We start from the raw sequence: 17,242 nt of genomic DNA, 5'->3' as shown, positions 1-17,242 counted from the left end.
AGATAACAAAATTTTATATAGATTACTTATAAGGCGTAGGGAAAGGTGATATAAGCATAGCATCCTTTTTTCTACCCCTTTTTAAAGCATATTAATCTTCTATATAAAAGCTTGCTTTCAACGAATGGTATCGGCGTATTCATACGCTTTAAACAGATTTTAATGTTAGAAGTTATAACAAGGTTCATTTCTTTTAGAGAAGTTTATGGAATAATAAAAACTGTATATTTTACGGTCTGAATCTATGTGTTGGAGGTTTTTATATGACGAAACAAAAGCTGATATTAATCGGAAATGGAATGGCAGGAATGCGCTGTATTGAAGAAATTCTTATTCATTCTCCAGATGGTTTTGATATTACTGTTTTTGGAAGTGAGCCTCACGTTAACTATAATCGAATTTTATTATCAACCGTTTTACAAGGCAGTACAAAGCTTGAAGATATCAATATTCATTCTTTGGCATGGTATAAGGAAAATAATATCACTTTATTTAAAGGAGAAAGCGTTACGCACATAGACACTAAGAGAAAAATAATAAAAACAGATAAAAACAGAGAGACGATGTACGACAAGCTTATTCTTGCTACTGGCTCGAGCCCGTATATGCTCCCCGTTAAAGGGTCTGACAAAGAAGGTGTCCTCGGTTTTCGTACCATCGAAGACTGTCAGGAAATGATTAAAATTTCTAAACAATATAAAAAAGCAGCGGTTATTGGAGGGGGTCTGTTAGGGCTGGAAGCTGCTAGGGGACTATTAAATTTGGGAATGGATGTTCAAGTCATTCATCATTCGGGTTTCTTAATGGAGCGACAGTTAGACAGAGCAGCATCTGCTATGTTAAGGGAAGAATTGGAAAAGCAAGGCATGAGTTTTCTATTAAACAAGCATACGGATGAGATTATAGGGGAAAATCGAGCAGAAGGCGTCCGATTTAACGATAGCAGCAAAATTGCAGCTGATTTAGTTGTAATGGCTACAGGAGTGAGGCCAAATGTTAATCTAGCTAAAAAAAGCGGAATAGAAACAAATAGAGCAATCATCGTAAATGATTATTTAGAAACGAGCATCCCGGATATCTATGCAGTAGGTGAATGCGCGGAACATCGAGGGATGACATACGGCCTTGTTGCTCCTCTTTACGAACAAGGAAAAGTCTTAGCGCGACATCTTTGCCAAATAAAAAACGATGGTTATCGCGGGTCCGTTCTTTCCACTCAATTAAAAATATCAGGAATAGACGTTTACTCAGTCGGAGAGTTCAAGGAAAATCAAGGTGCAAAAGCCATTACTATTTCGAATATGTTAGATGGTATATACAAAAAAGTCGTTTTTCGCGAGGGGAAAATAGTGGGAGCTGTTCTTTTTGGAGATACCAGTGAGGCTATAAAGCTATCACAAATGATTAATGAAAAAAAGGATTTGTCGCAAGCGGAAAAAGTACAATTATTTCCTTCTCAACATGAAAAAGAAAATGCAGTAGCTTCTATGCCACTTACAGATATGGTATGCAACTGTAATGGTGTAACAAAGGGAGCCATTATTGAAGCAGTACAGAAAAATGATTTAACGACAGTAGATGAAATAAAAAATTGCACGAAAGCTTCTGGTTCATGCGGAGGATGCAAACCCCTTGTAACAGATCTTTTAACATATATTCAAAGCGATGAGTTTGATGAAATCATTGAACAAAAAACCTTTTGTACATGTACACATTTATCAGAAGATGAGCTGGTAAGAGAAATGCAGCAATATCAATTTGAGACGGTTCAGCAAGTAAGAGAAATATTAAAGTTTAAAGACATGAAAGGCTGTTCGTTATGTGAAGGCGGTCTTCATTACTATTTAGATATGATGCATCCTCATTATGAAAACAATCGACATTCTTTATTTACTACGGAGAATGAACAGGCCGTTTTGCTTCACGATGGGACTTATGCAGTGGTACCGCAAATTCACGGTGGTCTGACAAATGTACAGGAATTAAGGAACATAGCAAATGTAGCTGAAAGGTACAACATCTCTAATATTCGTTTAACAAGTGATCAGCGCATTCAACTTATTGGAGTGAAAAAAGAATATCTTCCGTTGATAAGTGAGGAAATAGATAGAGGACTTCAGCAGCTATATGAACGTACAGTTAAAAATGTATCTGTTTATATAGGAAAAGGAACGTGTATTTGTCAGCATGAACCTGCTCTTGCTTTATCAAATGAATTAGATAAACAGCTTGAATATGTAAAGACCCCATGTGATATCAAAATCAGTATTGCTTCGTGTTCTCACATTGCAGAGAATGTAACAACAAGTGATATAGGATTAAGCAGAATAGACAGAGGATGGGAAATATATGTCGGCGGAAGCAGCGCAGAAGACAGAAGCGGGGAGCTGTTTTATGTGGCCGAAACGAACGAAGAAGCAGTAGAAATCAGCTGTTCTTTGATTCAATATTACCGTGAAACAGGAAACTATTTAGAAACTGTCGGGAGCTGGATCGAACGAGTAGGAATTGTTCATGTCAGAGAAGTTTTGTTTGAGATAGACAATCGAGAGTATTTAATGAAGCAGCTCAGTTCAGAGCGCTCTCGTGCAATCACATATTTATTATAGGAAAGAAGGGTGACCTACGATGACTGAGATGCTATTGAAATATTTTCGTGAGCAGCAAAAGCAAGTTGAAACCGAGCGTATCTATAATACTCAGTGTCCTTACTGCAGCATGCAGTGCAAAATGCAGTTAGTTGAACAAACACATGTAAAAAGGAAAACGTATAAAACAATTGGAACAGATAACCCTACTTCTCAAGGAAGGTTATGTATCAAAGGAATGAATGCGCATCAGCATCCTTTGCATAAAGATCGGATTCAATATCCTTTATTAAAAGTAAACGGAGAGTTTGTAAAGATTTCTTGGAAAGAAGCTCTTCACTATATTAAAGAAAACGTTACAGAGATTCAAGAGAAAAATGGAGCAGATGCGCTAGGTGTTTATGGAAGTGCCTCTATTACAAATGAAGAAGCTTATTTATTAGGGAAATTTGCTCGAGTTGCGTTAAAAACAAAATATATTGATTACAATGGACGCTTATGTATGTCGGCTGCTGCTTCTGCTGCTAGTAAAACATTTGGCATGGACAGAGGATTTACGAATAGCTTGCAAGAGATTCCGTTTACTGAATGTATTATGTTAGCTGGAACAAATATTGCGGAATGTCAGCCAACGATTATGCCTTATTTTGAGAAAGCAAAAGAAAACGGAGCATTTATTATTGCAATTGATCCAAGAGAAACCGCTACAACTAAAATAGCTGATTTACACTTGAAACTTAAGCCGGGAAGCGACGCGGCATTAGCCAATGGAATCTTGAAGGTCCTTATCGAAGAAAATTATCTAGATGAACGATTTCTACAAGAACGTGTAAATGGATTTGAAGAAGTAATTCAATATGTGGCGTCTCTAGAATTTAATATCATTGAAGAAATAACGGGAGTGCCACTTGAAGAGATGTACCAAGCTGCCCGTATGTTTGGTCAAAGAAAAACGGGAATGATTTTTACTGCTAGAGGGGTAGAGCAGCAAACAGACGGAAGTGCTGCGGTGCGAAATTTTTTAAATATTCTACTTTCTGTTGGGAAAATTGGTAAACCTCGCTGCGGATATGGGGCCATTACCGGTCAAGGAAATGGGCAAGGAGCCCGGGAGCATGGTCAAAAAGCGGATCAGCTTCCAGGCTACCGTTCAATCGAAAATCGTGAGCACCGGATGTATATAGCGGATGTGTGGAACATAGAGGAGAAAGACCTTCCTAGAAAAGGTGTTTCTGCATATGAGATGATTGAAAAAATTCATGACGGTGAAATTAAAGGGTTGTTTTTGATGTGTTCAAATCCAACAGTTTCAAATCCAAACGCTAATTTTGTTAAGAAGGCTTTTGAAAAGCTTGATTTTCTAGTAGTAGCAGATATGTTTGAATCAGAAACAGCAAAATTAGCAAACTTGATCTTACCAGCATCTTCCTACTTGGAAGATGAAGGAACTATGACAAATGTAGAGGGAAGAGTTACATTACGCGAAGCTAGCTTTCCATGCCGCGGCGAAATCAAACACGACTGGGAAATACTGTGTGAAATTGCTAAAGTTTTAGGGAAAGAGGAACATTTTTCGTTTGCATCAGCTGAAGAAATATTTAATGAACTGCGAATAGCAAGTAAAGGAGGGATCGCGGATTACTCTGGTATTACGTACGAACGATTACGAGAGGAAAAAGGAATTTTATGGCCATGCAGAAGCTTAACAGATAAAGGAACCGAGCGCCTGTTTGAAACGCGTTTTGCTCATAGTGATGGAAAAGCGATGATGGTCCCTGTCTCGAATCAAGCTATTGTACCTAAAGCAAAAATAACGGAAAAATACCCTCTCTATTTAACAACGGGGAGAGTGATGTCGCACTATTTAACGGGTGTACAAACGCGAAAAAGTGCATCTTTATCTGCTAGAAATTTCGAATCTTTTATGGAAATCCACCCTTCAACAGCGAAAAAATATGAAATTTTGAATCAAGAATTAGTACAAATTGAATCTTCATATGGAAGGGTTGTGGTAAGAAGCAAATTTTCAGAGGGCATTCGGCCAGATACCGTATTTGTTCCTTTTCACTGGGCGGATTCTCAAAATGTTAATAACCTTGTTTCTGAGAAATTAGATCCCGCCTGTAAGATGCCAGGGTTTAAAGTAAGTGCTGTGAAGATTAGCCCTTCTGTAAAAAGAAGCAGCTATTAAAAATGCTGATGCAAAAAGCCTCTTGAAAAAAGAGGCTTTTTGCATGGAATCAGGCAAGGTGCTTTTGGTTAATACGTACATTTTGGTTTTTGAATCCAGAATAATTTAGTAAGAGACAGAATAGGGCAAAAAGCGCTAGTAAGGAAAAACCGACAACGTAGTCTCCGCTTGTATCTTTTATAAAGCCTAGCACAATAGGGGGAAAGAAGCCGCCTACTCCTCCGAATGCTCCTACGATCCCGGTAACAGCTCCAATATTTCCTGTTGAAACAGATGGAACCATTTTAAAAACAGCTCCATTTCCGATACCAAGGGTAATGGCTGCAAGTAAACAACCTACGCTAAATAGGGAGAAGGCAGTGATGGTAAATGCAATAAATAACCCTATTAGTAGCATTCCGGTAAAGACGAAGGTGAGTACTTTTTTTGCTCCGAAGACATCCGATAAATATCCTCCAAGAGGCCGTACAAACGTTGCTAGTACGACAAATACAGCTGTTTTCAGCCCACTGTCTACAGTTGAAGCATTAAATTGATCATGCAAAATGGTAGGAAGATAGATGCTGAACGTTACAAATCCACCAAATGTTAAAAAATAGAAAACGGATAAAAACCACGTTTCTTTAAATTTTAATACCGATAAAGATTCCTGCAGCGTTTTGGGGGAAGCAGCAGAAGGGTGGTCTGAAGTTCCTATCCATAATAAAAGAGCCATTAAGGCTACCGCAATTGCTAAACTCCAAAATACCCAAGGCAAGCCAAAAGAAGAAAAGATAAGTGGAATACTAAAGCTTGCTACCGCCGATCCTAAGTTGCCCATCCCGGCAATTCCCAAAATAAAACCTTGCTTTTGAGGTGAATACCATTTAGAGACATATGTAATGGAAATAGCAAATGTTGTTCCAGCCATGCCGATAAAAAATGCCCAAAAGAGCAGCATAGAATAAGAATGAGTAAAGCCTGCACAAATAGTAGGGAGTAAAAGAGCCAGCATAGTCAAAGAATAGACTTTTCTTCCCCCGAAGCGATCTGTTAAAATCCCCATCGGAATTCGCATGAGGGAACCTAATAAGACGGGAGTGGCAATTAAGATACTTTTTTCAGCATTGGTTAATGAATACATTACTTGAATATCTGCAGCGATAGGTGCGAAGACAGACCATACTGAAAAAGCAATAATCATAGATAAAGTCGAGATAAGAAGTACAGATAAGGGCCGTTTAGAAAACATTACTTAAAAACCTCCTTTTTTATATCCAGCGTAAAGCTGTTGCAATATGGTAATTATGATACTACGCTTTCTTTCTTATGTATCATTCTGTGTTAGGTTTTCTTCCGTACTTTTACTGAAGAACGGACCCAGATAAAAGTGGAGAGATAACTTAGACTTACACTCTATCTAAGTGCTGATGAAGAAACGGTTAAAAAGCTTTGAAAGAACAGTAAGTAGAAATATTGTCGAAAGAATGGAAGGGAAATTGAAATTAGAAGAGATTAATAGAGTAAGCATCTATAAATTTGTGCTATCGAATTATAGCGAAATAAAAAATAATTCATATTTTATATAGAACACAAATTTTTGAAATAGAAGGTGGAAAAAGTGACAGAAAAGCATCCTCTTTCAGGTTATAAAAAGGATGATAATGGGGTTCTCTGGATATGGAGTTACGTTGGACAGGCTAGAGTGAAAATGGGGTATAAAGTAAAAAGTCTGCTTCACTATGAGCAATCTTCCTATCAACAAATCAGTATTGTGGATACAAAATGGTATGGGAAAATGTTGGTGCTAGATGGTACTCCACAAATTTCAACAGGAGAAGGGTTTATTTATAATGAAATGATTAGCCATGTGCCAATTATAACGCATTCAAATCCCAAAAAAGTTGCGATGATTGGCGGAGGAGACTGTGGTCCTGCACGGGAGGCCATGAAGTATGCCGGAATTCAACAAATTGATGTAGTCGAAATCGACCCAAAAGTTACAGAAATCTGCCGCACATGGCTAACTCCGGCTTCTTGTTATAATGGTGAAACGAGGCTCAATATGATACATCGCGATGGAATAGATTGGATTCAAGAACAAAAGGGAGTTTATGATGTTCTCATAATTGATCGGCCTGACCCTGTTGGACCGGGAAAAAAACTATTTCAACCTGATTTTTATCAATATGTCTACAACAGCCTTAAGGATGACGGCGTGGTTGTTTTTCAATCGGGATCTCCTTACTACAATACTTCTACATTACAAGGCACAATTAAAAATTTAAAGGAGCTATTTCCAATTGTCCGCACATATTTAGTGACGATACCTCTTTTCCCTTGCGGCATTTGGAGTTTTACGATTGCTTCTAAAAAAATGGATCCTCTTCAGGCCGATTTGACGAAGCTGCAGCATACAGATACTCAATATATTGATCCTGAAATTTTCCATGCATCATTTGTTTTACCTAAATATATAAAAGAAATAGTAGACGGAAAAGATTCCTAAAAACTAAGTAGCGAAGAATGTTTGTTGAAAGTCATCAATAATCTCGGAAAATATCTTTGTTATAGTAGTTCTGTGTTTGCTGCGCAGAGTCCGGGATAATTCAATTTGAAACGTATTAAAATGATGACTGTAACCTAGATAGCCGCTATTGTCACCTTGTCTGTGAAAGGCAATTGATTCGTTTCCAACAAATTTATTATCAAATATTACATGGATTTTCGGGAACGAATCTTCAGATTTTTTAGTCAGCTCCTGTTGAAACCAATCTTTAACTTCCTTTGAGCAAGATTGTCCATATAAAGTCCCCACTTCAATTGCATGAGGCCCATAATGTGTATCCTTCATTCCATGAAAAGATAAATGCAAATAGGGTGTTAAAAGGCAATTATTATCATCTACTATCTTCAAAGATTTAACAATTTCTTGGATTGTTCTTCTATATTCATGTATCCCCTCATGGTTTGTTTTATTTAGGTTTCTATTTAAATCTGCTATGGTTCTGGAAACCGTACTAACGATTCCTGCACATCCTGTTTTCTTGACTAAATTTTCTACAACTTTATCCGTAAATAAATCAGCAGCAGGTGGTTCTGCATGAAGTGCATCCACATGACAGCTTATAAAACCAGTTCCTTTGTTGTATTTTAAGTAGTTTCCATGAATGAATTTTAATGTCATTGACTATTTCTCCTTTTATATCGTTTGAAATCTATCCTTTCTATAATAAATGCAGTAAAAATAAAATCGGTGAATTATTACACGTGTTAAATACATACATAAAAAGTTTTTAGAGAGGGTGGAAATAAATAGATAAATGTACAGGATTTTTTTGTCCAGTTACATACTATATGAGTAGCTGATTATTGTTATAGGGCATTAAAGTAGCAAAATACGATAGAAAGTTTTAATTAGGAGGCTTTAAAATGGATCCAATGAGAGAAGAGTTAGGGATATTATCTGATAAAGAAATGACGTTGCAAACTCTTAATCTGAATAATATACCGTCTGTTGAATTAGTTGACCCCAAAACCTGTTCATATCCAGTGATAGGGAGGAAGTATGGTCACCATAGCGGAAGAGATATTGTTATCGTAAATACAAAGGACCAAGCAATATATGAAGGGTATGATTATTTTACGAAAATATATGCAATAGACAAAGAATATTGTCTAGAAGTAGAAGGACTGAGCGTAAAAACAGTACAAGTAGTGACCAGTGAACATGTTGTATTTAATGAAATACCCATTCGAACGCAAGCCTTCGGCTGGAAATTAGAACAGGTACACGGCATGGATGTACCGGAAATGCTGATGAACGTAGCCATTCGAGCGCTCTACGTAACGGGAGCTAAAAGCGGCTTTGTCAAAATGGGGTTATTAGAAAATGGAGAGTGCATCGTCACAGATATTAACTCATCAGAAAGTGAATGGATAGAAAATCCATTAAAGCCTAGTGTTCCTTTTAGCATGGGTGCTGACGTTGAGTTTATGTTAAGTTGTGATGGAGAGCTTCTACCAGCTTCTACTTTTTTTTCTGTTGAAGGTCCGGTAGGCTGTGATGAAAGACAAATAGAGCAAGATAGCGGTGAGTATGCATTAGTAGAAGTTAGGCCTGAAAAAGCGAATTCATCAACAGAACTATTTGAGAACATCCAAAAGTTAATAGAAAAAGCATCTGCACAGGTACCATATGAAAATATTCATTTTCGGGCAGGCAGCATGCCGTTTTCAGGGTATCAATGTGGAGGACATATTCATTTTGGCATTCCGCTTTCTTTATCCTTATTAAGAGCTCTTGACCACTACCTTGCTATTCCAATAGCGCTGATAGAAGAATCTAAGACCGCTAAACTCAGACGGAAAACGAACCATGGAGGTATTGGACGCTATCGTGAAAAACCGTATGGATTTGAGTATTTAACTTTAAGCTCTTGGATTATCGACCCTAGAATTACTCTCTCCACTTTAGCTCTTGCTCAGCTAGTTGCTACCCATCATCATGAATTAAAAAGCGAATTTTTATTTCATCCACTTACGCAACGTGCTTACTATCAAGGGAATAAAATCTTTCTTAAACGAATGTGGAAAGATATCAAGGCCAATCTTATGAAAACATCCAGCTATCCACATTATCAAAATGAACTATCTTTTCTATTTGAAATGATAGAAAAAGAAATTCCTTGTGATGAATCAAATGATATTCGGCGGAATTGGAATGTAAAGATTTCTAAAGAAATCTATGACCGCGGACATATTATTCAAATCCCCAAAAAGCTCCGTTTAAAATACGGCCTCAAAGAGGGGCAGTCTACGATTGTTAGTGCAGGAAAGGCAATATCAACTGCAACTGTTCATTCTTATCCTTTTTCATTTCGCCATCCAAATATGGTTCAACTCTCTAAATCTCTCCGTGATAAACTATCTCTCCCGAAAGATTGGTGCCCCAAGCTATCAGCTTCAGAAGGCATCATAACTTTAGGTCCTATCATTGGCATTCTTGCTAACCGTCCTTTTGAAAGACAAACAACCTATTTCCATCATCTATGTCGCTTAGCAACTGAAAAGCGAATGCTTGTATATGTGTTTGAACCCGAAGATATTGATTGGGAGAAAAAATTGGTTAAAGGAACAACTATTAACGGTGAAGGGCTTTATCCTTTTCCTGCTGTTATTTATGACCGTTATTTCATAGATGGCAGAAAGAATATTTTAATAGATGAAGTAAGGGCAAAACTTCAGGCGGTTTATAAAATTCCTTTTGTTAATTCTTCAAATTTGTTTCAGCTCACGGGAGATAAGTGGGCAACATATGAACTTCTTATGAAAGAATATGAAGAATTTCTTCCAGAGTCACGTCTGGTACAAAATTCTGGTGACATTGCAGAAATGCTTGATAACTACGGAGAAGTCTATTTAAAACCGCTTGGCGGAGCCTTAAGTAAAGGAGTCATGCGTATCGTTCGCCGACCAACAGGCATCTTTTGGTTTGATCTTAATAAAAAAGAGCTGCATCAATTCAGTAATATGGAAGAATTATTTACTTTGCTCTCTCCTTTGATGAAAAACAATCCTTATCTTGTTCAGGAAGGAATTCGCAGAAAACAGCATAAAGATAAAAATTTAGAAATACGGGTTTATATGCAAAAAAATGAAAAGCAAATTTGGCTTCGAACGGGTATGGTTGCGCGTCTCACCGGTGAAGATGTGCTAACGGAAGATTCTGAAACGAATATGCGCCTCAGTAAAATATTAAACAGTTTATATCCTGATCCAACAGACAGAAGGCTCATTATAAACCAATTAGCTAAAGTATCTAAAAATATTGTTGCAACAGTAGAGGAGAAAGTGGGTCCTTTTGGGGAGCTGGCGGTAGATTTATGTATAGATCAGTACGGTTCCATAAAGTTACTTGAAATAAATGCAAAACCAGATAGTCTATTCTCACAAATTAGAGCCTACAAGCTGCGTACTTTGGCGGGGATTCGTCTGCTTAATTATGCGTCTTCACTGGCTGGTTACGAAGAAGAAAAGGAGGATTTAACATGAAGCACTTCACATTAAATGAAATCCTTAAACAAACGGGAGGAGACCTTTGTTATGGATCAGGAAATCCTGTTATTAAACATGCTATAAACTACGCTAAAAAGGATATAGAGGATCATACACTCATCTTTCATTTAGATAGAGAACCGATTAGAGGGAAGTATTGGAAAGAAAATCATTCAATTGTCGTTATAACAGATCACCCTGAGCTGTGCACGAACTTAGAGGGAAATATTATTCTTGTTAAAACAGCTCAATTAGAAGAGGCTTATTGGGGATTTATTGAATACTACCGAGGGCTCTTTGATCTTCCTGTTATTGGTGTTACAGGGACTTGCGGGAAAACGACCACGAAAGAGATGATCCGACAAATATTAATTGAAGATTATAAAGTGAAAGCTACGTGGATGAGTATGAATTCTATGTCTGTAAATCTACGTTATTTAACAGGTATTGATGATACGACAGAAGTAGCTGTTTTTGAAATGCCAGTTGCTTATCCGGGCTATTTAAAAGTTGCGTGTCGCTACTTTCAGCCACAAATACGAATTCTATTAAATATAGGCGTACACCATCTCGCTGATTGTGAAACACCTGAAGAATATATGAAAGCAAAAGCCGAAATTGTAGAAGGTTTAGATCCAAATAGAGGCATTTTGATTTTAAACGCAGATGATGAAAATATTAAGAGAGTGCTTGATGTTAGTCATCTGCAAAATGTTGTATATATAGGTAAAAATGATAGTTCCCAATTTCAAGCAAAGGATATTAAATATTCCAAGGGAGGAATGACTTTCACTTTAAAGCACCAAGACAAAGAGTACGATGCCTTTATCCCTGGATATGGTGAACATAATGTGTATAATGCACTGGCCGCCATTGCTGCAGTATTTTATGTGGGCGTTGATATTTCCGTTGCCATACAAAGACTTAGCTTATTTGAACAAGTAGAAGAACATTTGGAATTTAAAAGAGGAATGAATGAATGTACGGTAATTAATGATACATGGAACTCTTCACCTTTATCGATGGCTACAGCTCTCGGAGTTCTTAGTGATATGTCAAAAGAGAAACAATCTATTGCTTTATTAGGTTACATGCCTCAGCTAGGAGAAGGACCTTATGCAATTAAACAATATGAAGATATGGGAAAAAAAGCAGCGGAATCAAAGATTGATATTTTAGTGGTAGTAGGAGAAGAAGCAAAAGCTATTGGGACAGGAGCTTTAAAATGTGGAATGGACCCTAATAAAGTCTATTTCTGCAAGACTGGTGACGAAGTATACAATGTGCTAGATCCATATTTAAATGAAAATACAATAATTTTATTAAAAGTAACGCATCGTGTTATGACAAAACCTACTTTTAAAGAATTAAGAAATAAACTTATTCCAGACAACGAAGAGTAAAAGGAGGATAGACATGAAGAAGACTAAACAGCTAAGAGAGTTGATAGAAAGTAAACAGCTAGAGTTTATTATGGAGGCTCACAGTGCGCTATCTGCAAAGATTGTAGAAGAAGCAGGGTTCAAAGGGATATGGGCCAGCGGCCTGTCATTATCTGCAACACTGGGTGTAAGAGATAATAACGAGGCTTCATGGACACAGGTATTAGACATCTTAGAGTTTATGAGTGACGCAACGTCCGTTCCAATTCTTCTTGATGGGGATACAGGCTATGGGAACTTTAATAATGCAAGAAGATTAGTTAAGAAATTGGAGCAGCGAGACATTCCAGGCGTATGTATTGAAGATAAATTGTTTCCAAAAACAAACTCATTTATTAAAGGTGAAGCACAGCCGCTTGCAGATATTAATGAATTTTGCGGCAAAATTAAAGCAATGAAAGATAGCCAAAATGACGAAGATTTTGTAGTGGTATCGCGTGTAGAAGCTTTTATTGCAGGGTGGGGGCTGAAGGAAGCTTTAAAGCGTGCAGAAGCTTATCGCCAAGCGGGAACCGACGCCGTTTTGATTCATAGTAAAAGGTCAGATATGACGGAGATTGAAGCTTTTATGAAAGAGTGGGGAAACAGGCTTCCGGTTATTATTGTTCCCACCAAATATTATTCGGTTCCAACTGATAAATTTAGTGATTTAGGAATTAGCTTGAGCATTTGGGCCAACCATAACTTAAGATCTTCCATTACAGCTATGCAAAAAACGTCCGCTCAGATTTATTGCGATAAAAGTTTGATTAACGTAGAAAAAAATGTCTCTCCGCTTGAGGAAGTTTTCCGTCTTCAAAAAGCTGAAGAGCTCGACCTCGCAGAGAAACTTTATTTAAGCTCTGCCAATCATAGCACGAACGCTATGATTCTGGTAAAAGAATCAGCAAATGAAGCTTTGATAACTGAGCAGATAAATCAGTTAAAAAAAGTCGGCGTGACAAATAGTATAAAAGTAGGTTCCAACAAAGCTATGGAAGATAAGGCGTTTCCTAATAAAGGAGAATTATATCATCTCTATGCTGCAAGAGATAAGCTAGGAACGGCTACTTTAATAAGCGATAGTAATATCGTATATAAAACACATGTTTTTGAGGAGTTAATTCATGAAAGCGGTGATATCACGATCGTAGCAGGAGCTGATTATGAGTTAAAAGGGAATCAAACATCTTATGTAACTGCTAAACTTCCCTATTCCAAGCAGCTGTATTCCAAAACAGTAGACTTGATTCAAATGTCGTGCAATCCAAACTCTAACAACATTCACGGTGAATTCATTGGTCTTTGGAAAGTTTCTGGAAAAGGCACTGAGGTTGTAAAAAAAGCTTTGGAAGAATTGGCACAAAGAAAAGATTTTGCTCAGCTCACGTTTTCTGATTTCTTTAATTATATTAATCTAATTCACCCGGTTGCTGTTAAATATACGATGGGGTCATGGATAGATACCGAAACGTATACAAAGATTCAAAAAGATGGTGGGAGAAATGATTAGTACGTCCGTATTTGGAACTCAATTAAAAAAACTAGGTTTTCAATTTTATAGCGGGGTTCCTTGTTCCTATCTTAAACATCTTATTAACTACGCTATCAACGAATGTGAATATATTGCAGCAGCAAACGAAGGAGAAGCGGTAGCGATTGCTGCTGGGGCATCAATTGCTGGCAACAAAGCAGTTGTTTTAATGCAGAACTCCGGATTAGCAAATGCTGTTTCCCCTTTAACCTCTCTTATTCATCCGTTTAAAATTCCTGTCCTTGGATTTGTCAGTTTTCGCGGAGAACCTGGATTTCCAGATGAACCGCAGCATGAATTAATGGGAGAAATTACTCCTGTCCTGCTAAATACAATGAAAATAAAATGGGAATATTTATCTTCTGATTTTGCCGAAGTTAAAAAACAATTACAGCGGGCTAATCAAACTGTTGAAAATAATGAAAGCTACTTCTTTATTGTAAAAAAAGGAACGTTTGAGCCAGTTAAGCTCTTAGAAAAATCAATAAAAAAAGTTACTCCTAAAATGAAAAGTGAACAGATAACAACCGATGAGTTACCTTCAAGGTATGAGGCATTACGAGTAGTTAATTCATTAAAAGACAACGATACTATTCAATTGGCCGCTACAGGAAAAACAGGAAGAGAGCTTTACGAAATAGAAGACGCAAGAAATAATTTTTATATGGTTGGATCTATGGGGTGCGTTAGTTCCATTGGTTTAGGCTTAGCTTTGAGCAAAAATGAAAAGAACATCATTACAATTGATGGAGATGGAGCGTTGCTTATGCGCATGGGGAATCTAGCAACCAACGGATACTACTGTCCAGCAAATTTATTACACATTCTTTTAGACAATCAAACCCATGATTCTACAGGTGGGCAACATACGGTCTCTCATAACATTAATTTTGTAGATATTGCTTTTTCCTGTGGATATCAAAATTCCATTCATGTTCATAACTTACATGAGTTAGAGACGTATATCAAACAGTGGAAAAGTGATAAAAAATTAACGTTTTTATATCTTAAAATAGCGAAAGGATCTAAAAAGAACCTGGGGCGTCCTGAAATGAAGCCCTATGAAGTCAGAGAAAGACTGCAGGTGTTTTTAGATGATTAAAACAGCTGTTATTCTAGCTGCAGGGATGGGGAGCAGGATTCGTAAAAGAGCTGGAAACCGCCCTAAAGGGTTTTTGATGATTGATGAAAAATCGATTATTGAACATTCCATTTCCAAGTTAATAGAAGCAGGAGTCAAGACGATTTTTATTGGAACAGGATATATGAAAGAAGAATATGAAAAGCTAATGGTTAGATATCCTCAAATAAAATGTGTTTATAATTCTAGATACGAAACAACGGGAAGCCTGTTTACGCTGTATCAATTTAAAAATTATATTAAAGAAGATTTTTTACTATTGGAATCAGATGTAATTTATGAAAAGAATGCGTTGGAAACATTAGTAAACCATTTGAGATCAGACGTCATACTAGCGAGTAAATTGAACGGTGCTGGCGATGAAGTTTATATTGAAGCTGATGAGAATAATAACCTTAAGAATATGTCAAAACAAAAAGAAGAGTTAAATAGTATCTATGCAGAACTAGTTGGTTTAACCAAACTCTCTTATGCTACATTTCAGGGACTTTGTGATGAAGCAAATACGCTGTTCCAGTTTAATCAAACGATCGATTATGAATATGGCCTCGTTAAAATTTCCGAAAAAACAAATGTGTATGTTCATAAACTGGATAATTTGGCATGGTGTGAAGTGGATGATGAAGATCACTGGGCAAGAGCAACTGCTATTGTTTATCCGATTATTAAAGCTCGAGAAGGTATTACGCATACAGTTAAGAGAAGTATACTCCTAAACCCCGGACCGGCAACTACAACAGATACCGTCAAATATGCTCAAATAGTGGAAGACATTTGCCCGAGAGAAAAAGAATTTGGAGAGACGATGGAATTTATCTCTGCTGAACTAACAAAATTTGTGGGGAATCCAGAAAAGTATACTACGGTATTATTCGGCGGATCTGGAACGGCGGCAGTGGAATCGATTTTAAGTTCAGTAATTGATAATGGTACGGTTGTTATTATCAATAATGGTCCATACGGTGAAAGAATGTGTAAAATCGCTGAAATTTATGGACTGAATTATTTAGAATATAAAAGCTCCGCCGAGCAGGCTATTGATATGAACGACTTAGAAATTTTTGTGAAAAAGATTTCAACGAACGTTTCTTATCTGGCGCTTGTTCACTGTGAAACTTCCACGGGACTTCTTAATGATATTGAAAAAATTGGGGAATTTTGTGCAGTGAAAAATGTCGAAATGATTGTGGATGCAATGAGTTCGTATGCAGCTGTTCCAATTGACATGCAAAAAATGAATATAAGCTATCTAGCCGCAAGTGCAAATAAGAACCTTCAAGGAATGGCAGGCGTGTCGTTTGTTATAGCAAATAAAGACCGGCTAGAAAAAACGGAGCAAATAAAGCCTCGTAACCTTTATCTTCATTTATATGATCAGTATCGATATTTCCAAATGAATAAACAATTGCGTTTTACTCCTCCTGTTCAGACTATGTACGCCTTAAAGCAGGCAATTATAGAAACTCAGTGGGAAGGAATTGAGAAACGATATGAACGCTACTCAAAATCATGGACTACTTTAACGGATGGAATTACTCGGCTTGGGTTAACCTATTTGGTTCCTGAAACGCATCATTCTAAAATTATTACCTCTATCCTCGAGCCTTCCGATAAAAAGTATAATTTTGATATTATGCATGATTTTTTTTATAAACAAGGATTCACCATTTATCCTGGTAAAATTGATAAATTAGAAACGTTTCGAATAGCAAATATTGGTGATATCACATATAGAGATATAGAAAGATTTCTTCATCTTCTTGAACAATATCTTAACGGGCTAAAAGGAGAGTGAGAAAAAGTTGAATCAAAAATTAGCTGTAGCAGTTATGGTGGTAAATCAAGATCATCACGTGCTTCTAGTCAAGAACCATAGACGGGGATGGGAATTTCCAGGCGGTTTTGTTGAAGCAGGTGAATCAATAAAAGATGCGGGGATACGAGAAGTTAAAGAAGAATCTGGAATTGTTATTGAAGTAACCAACTTTCTAGGAGTAGAACAAGATGTTAAACGATCTACTACTGTTATTTTATTAAAGGGAAAAGCGATTAACGGGGAAATTTCTGTCTCCAATGAAACGCAGGATGTGGGATATTTTACGTTAGAAGAAGCAAAAAATATAATTAAATTAGATAACTTTAAGGATCGAATGGCTAGATGTCTAAAAGAGACTGAAATACCATTTTTCTATGTTTTAAAAGACACAGGCTCTTTTTACGTATAGGCGGAAGGTTTCTGTGTTGTGCTAGAAATGAAGCCTGAACGCGATTAAATAAAAAACGCTCATCGTCATGCATGACGATGAGCGTTTTTTTATCAGTAAAAGTATC

The 17,242-nt window shown here is 37.0% G+C and carries 11 protein-coding genes; 9 read left to right on the top strand and 2 right to left on the bottom strand.

Features of this window, described 5'->3' with window-relative positions; genetic code table 11:
- Positions 1-263 precede the first annotated feature (263 nt).
- Positions 264-2,609: a nitrite reductase large subunit NirB gene (gene nirB, locus ACFX4G_RS13920; protein WP_097824292.1), complete on the top strand. Its 2,346-nt coding sequence runs from the start codon at positions 264-266 to the stop codon at positions 2,607-2,609.
- Positions 2,610-2,628: 19 nt separating this feature from the next.
- Positions 2,629-4,779 (top strand): assimilatory nitrate reductase catalytic subunit NasC, encoded by a 2,151-nt coding sequence (nasC, locus tag ACFX4G_RS13915; RefSeq protein ID WP_097824291.1) that lies wholly within the window; start codon positions 2,629-2,631, stop codon positions 4,777-4,779.
- 49 nt (positions 4,780-4,828) lie between these two features.
- Here nasC and ACFX4G_RS13910 read toward each other — a convergent pair whose 3' ends face one another.
- On the bottom strand, positions 4,829-6,010 hold the full coding sequence (locus ACFX4G_RS13910) for an MFS transporter (RefSeq protein WP_097824290.1): 1,182 nt from the start codon (positions 6,008-6,010) through the stop codon (positions 4,829-4,831).
- A gap of 369 nt (positions 6,011-6,379) precedes the next feature.
- Between ACFX4G_RS13910 and speE the strand changes: the two genes are divergently transcribed.
- Positions 6,380-7,267, top strand: coding sequence for a polyamine aminopropyltransferase (speE, locus tag ACFX4G_RS13905; protein WP_097824289.1), 888 nt, complete (start codon positions 6,380-6,382; stop codon positions 7,265-7,267).
- Between the two features lie 3 nt (positions 7,268-7,270).
- Here speE and ACFX4G_RS13900 read toward each other — a convergent pair whose 3' ends face one another.
- The gene (locus ACFX4G_RS13900; protein WP_377575336.1) at positions 7,271-7,945 is read right to left on the bottom strand and encodes a hypothetical protein; all 675 of its coding nucleotides are present in this window, start codon (positions 7,943-7,945) and stop codon (positions 7,271-7,273) included.
- A 245-nt stretch (positions 7,946-8,190) separates the two neighbouring features.
- Between ACFX4G_RS13900 and ACFX4G_RS13895 the strand changes: the two genes are divergently transcribed.
- Genes ACFX4G_RS13895 through ACFX4G_RS13870 form a run of 6 tightly spaced genes read left to right on the top strand, consistent with a single transcriptional unit; the run spans position 8,191 to position 17,136 of the window.
- Entirely contained in the window at positions 8,191-10,812 is a 2,622-nt protein-coding gene (locus tag ACFX4G_RS13895; RefSeq protein WP_097824287.1) for a putative amidoligase domain-containing protein, read from the top strand.
- On the top strand, positions 10,809-12,218 hold the full coding sequence (locus ACFX4G_RS13890; RefSeq protein WP_377575332.1) for a Mur ligase family protein: 1,410 nt from the start codon (positions 10,809-10,811) through the stop codon (positions 12,216-12,218). The genes ACFX4G_RS13895 and ACFX4G_RS13890 overlap by 4 nt, the downstream gene beginning before the upstream one ends.
- 13 nt (positions 12,219-12,231) lie before the next feature.
- The gene (aepX, locus tag ACFX4G_RS13885; RefSeq protein ID WP_377575329.1) at positions 12,232-13,749 is read left to right on the top strand and encodes a phosphoenolpyruvate mutase; all 1,518 of its coding nucleotides are present in this window, start codon (positions 12,232-12,234) and stop codon (positions 13,747-13,749) included.
- Positions 13,742-14,872, top strand: a complete 1,131-nt coding sequence (gene aepY, locus ACFX4G_RS13880; protein ID WP_097824284.1) for a phosphonopyruvate decarboxylase — start codon at positions 13,742-13,744, stop codon at positions 14,870-14,872. Before aepX ends, aepY begins: the two co-directional genes overlap by 8 nt.
- On the top strand, positions 14,865-16,706 hold the full coding sequence (locus ACFX4G_RS13875) for a 2-aminoethylphosphonate aminotransferase (protein WP_043980369.1): 1,842 nt from the start codon (positions 14,865-14,867) through the stop codon (positions 16,704-16,706). The genes aepY and ACFX4G_RS13875 overlap by 8 nt, the downstream gene beginning before the upstream one ends.
- A 7-nt stretch (positions 16,707-16,713) precedes the next feature.
- On the top strand, positions 16,714-17,136 hold the full coding sequence (locus ACFX4G_RS13870) for an NUDIX hydrolase (protein WP_377575325.1): 423 nt from the start codon (positions 16,714-16,716) through the stop codon (positions 17,134-17,136).
- Positions 17,137-17,242 lie beyond the last annotated feature (106 nt).

The sequence above is a fragment of the Priestia sp. YIM B13486 genome (genome assembly GCF_042787865.1).
In the GTDB taxonomy this organism is placed as follows: domain Bacteria; phylum Bacillota; class Bacilli; order Bacillales; family Bacillaceae_H; genus Priestia; species Priestia megaterium.
Note: the sequence above shows the minus strand (reverse complement) of the source record. Positions and strands in the feature narration are given on the sequence as shown.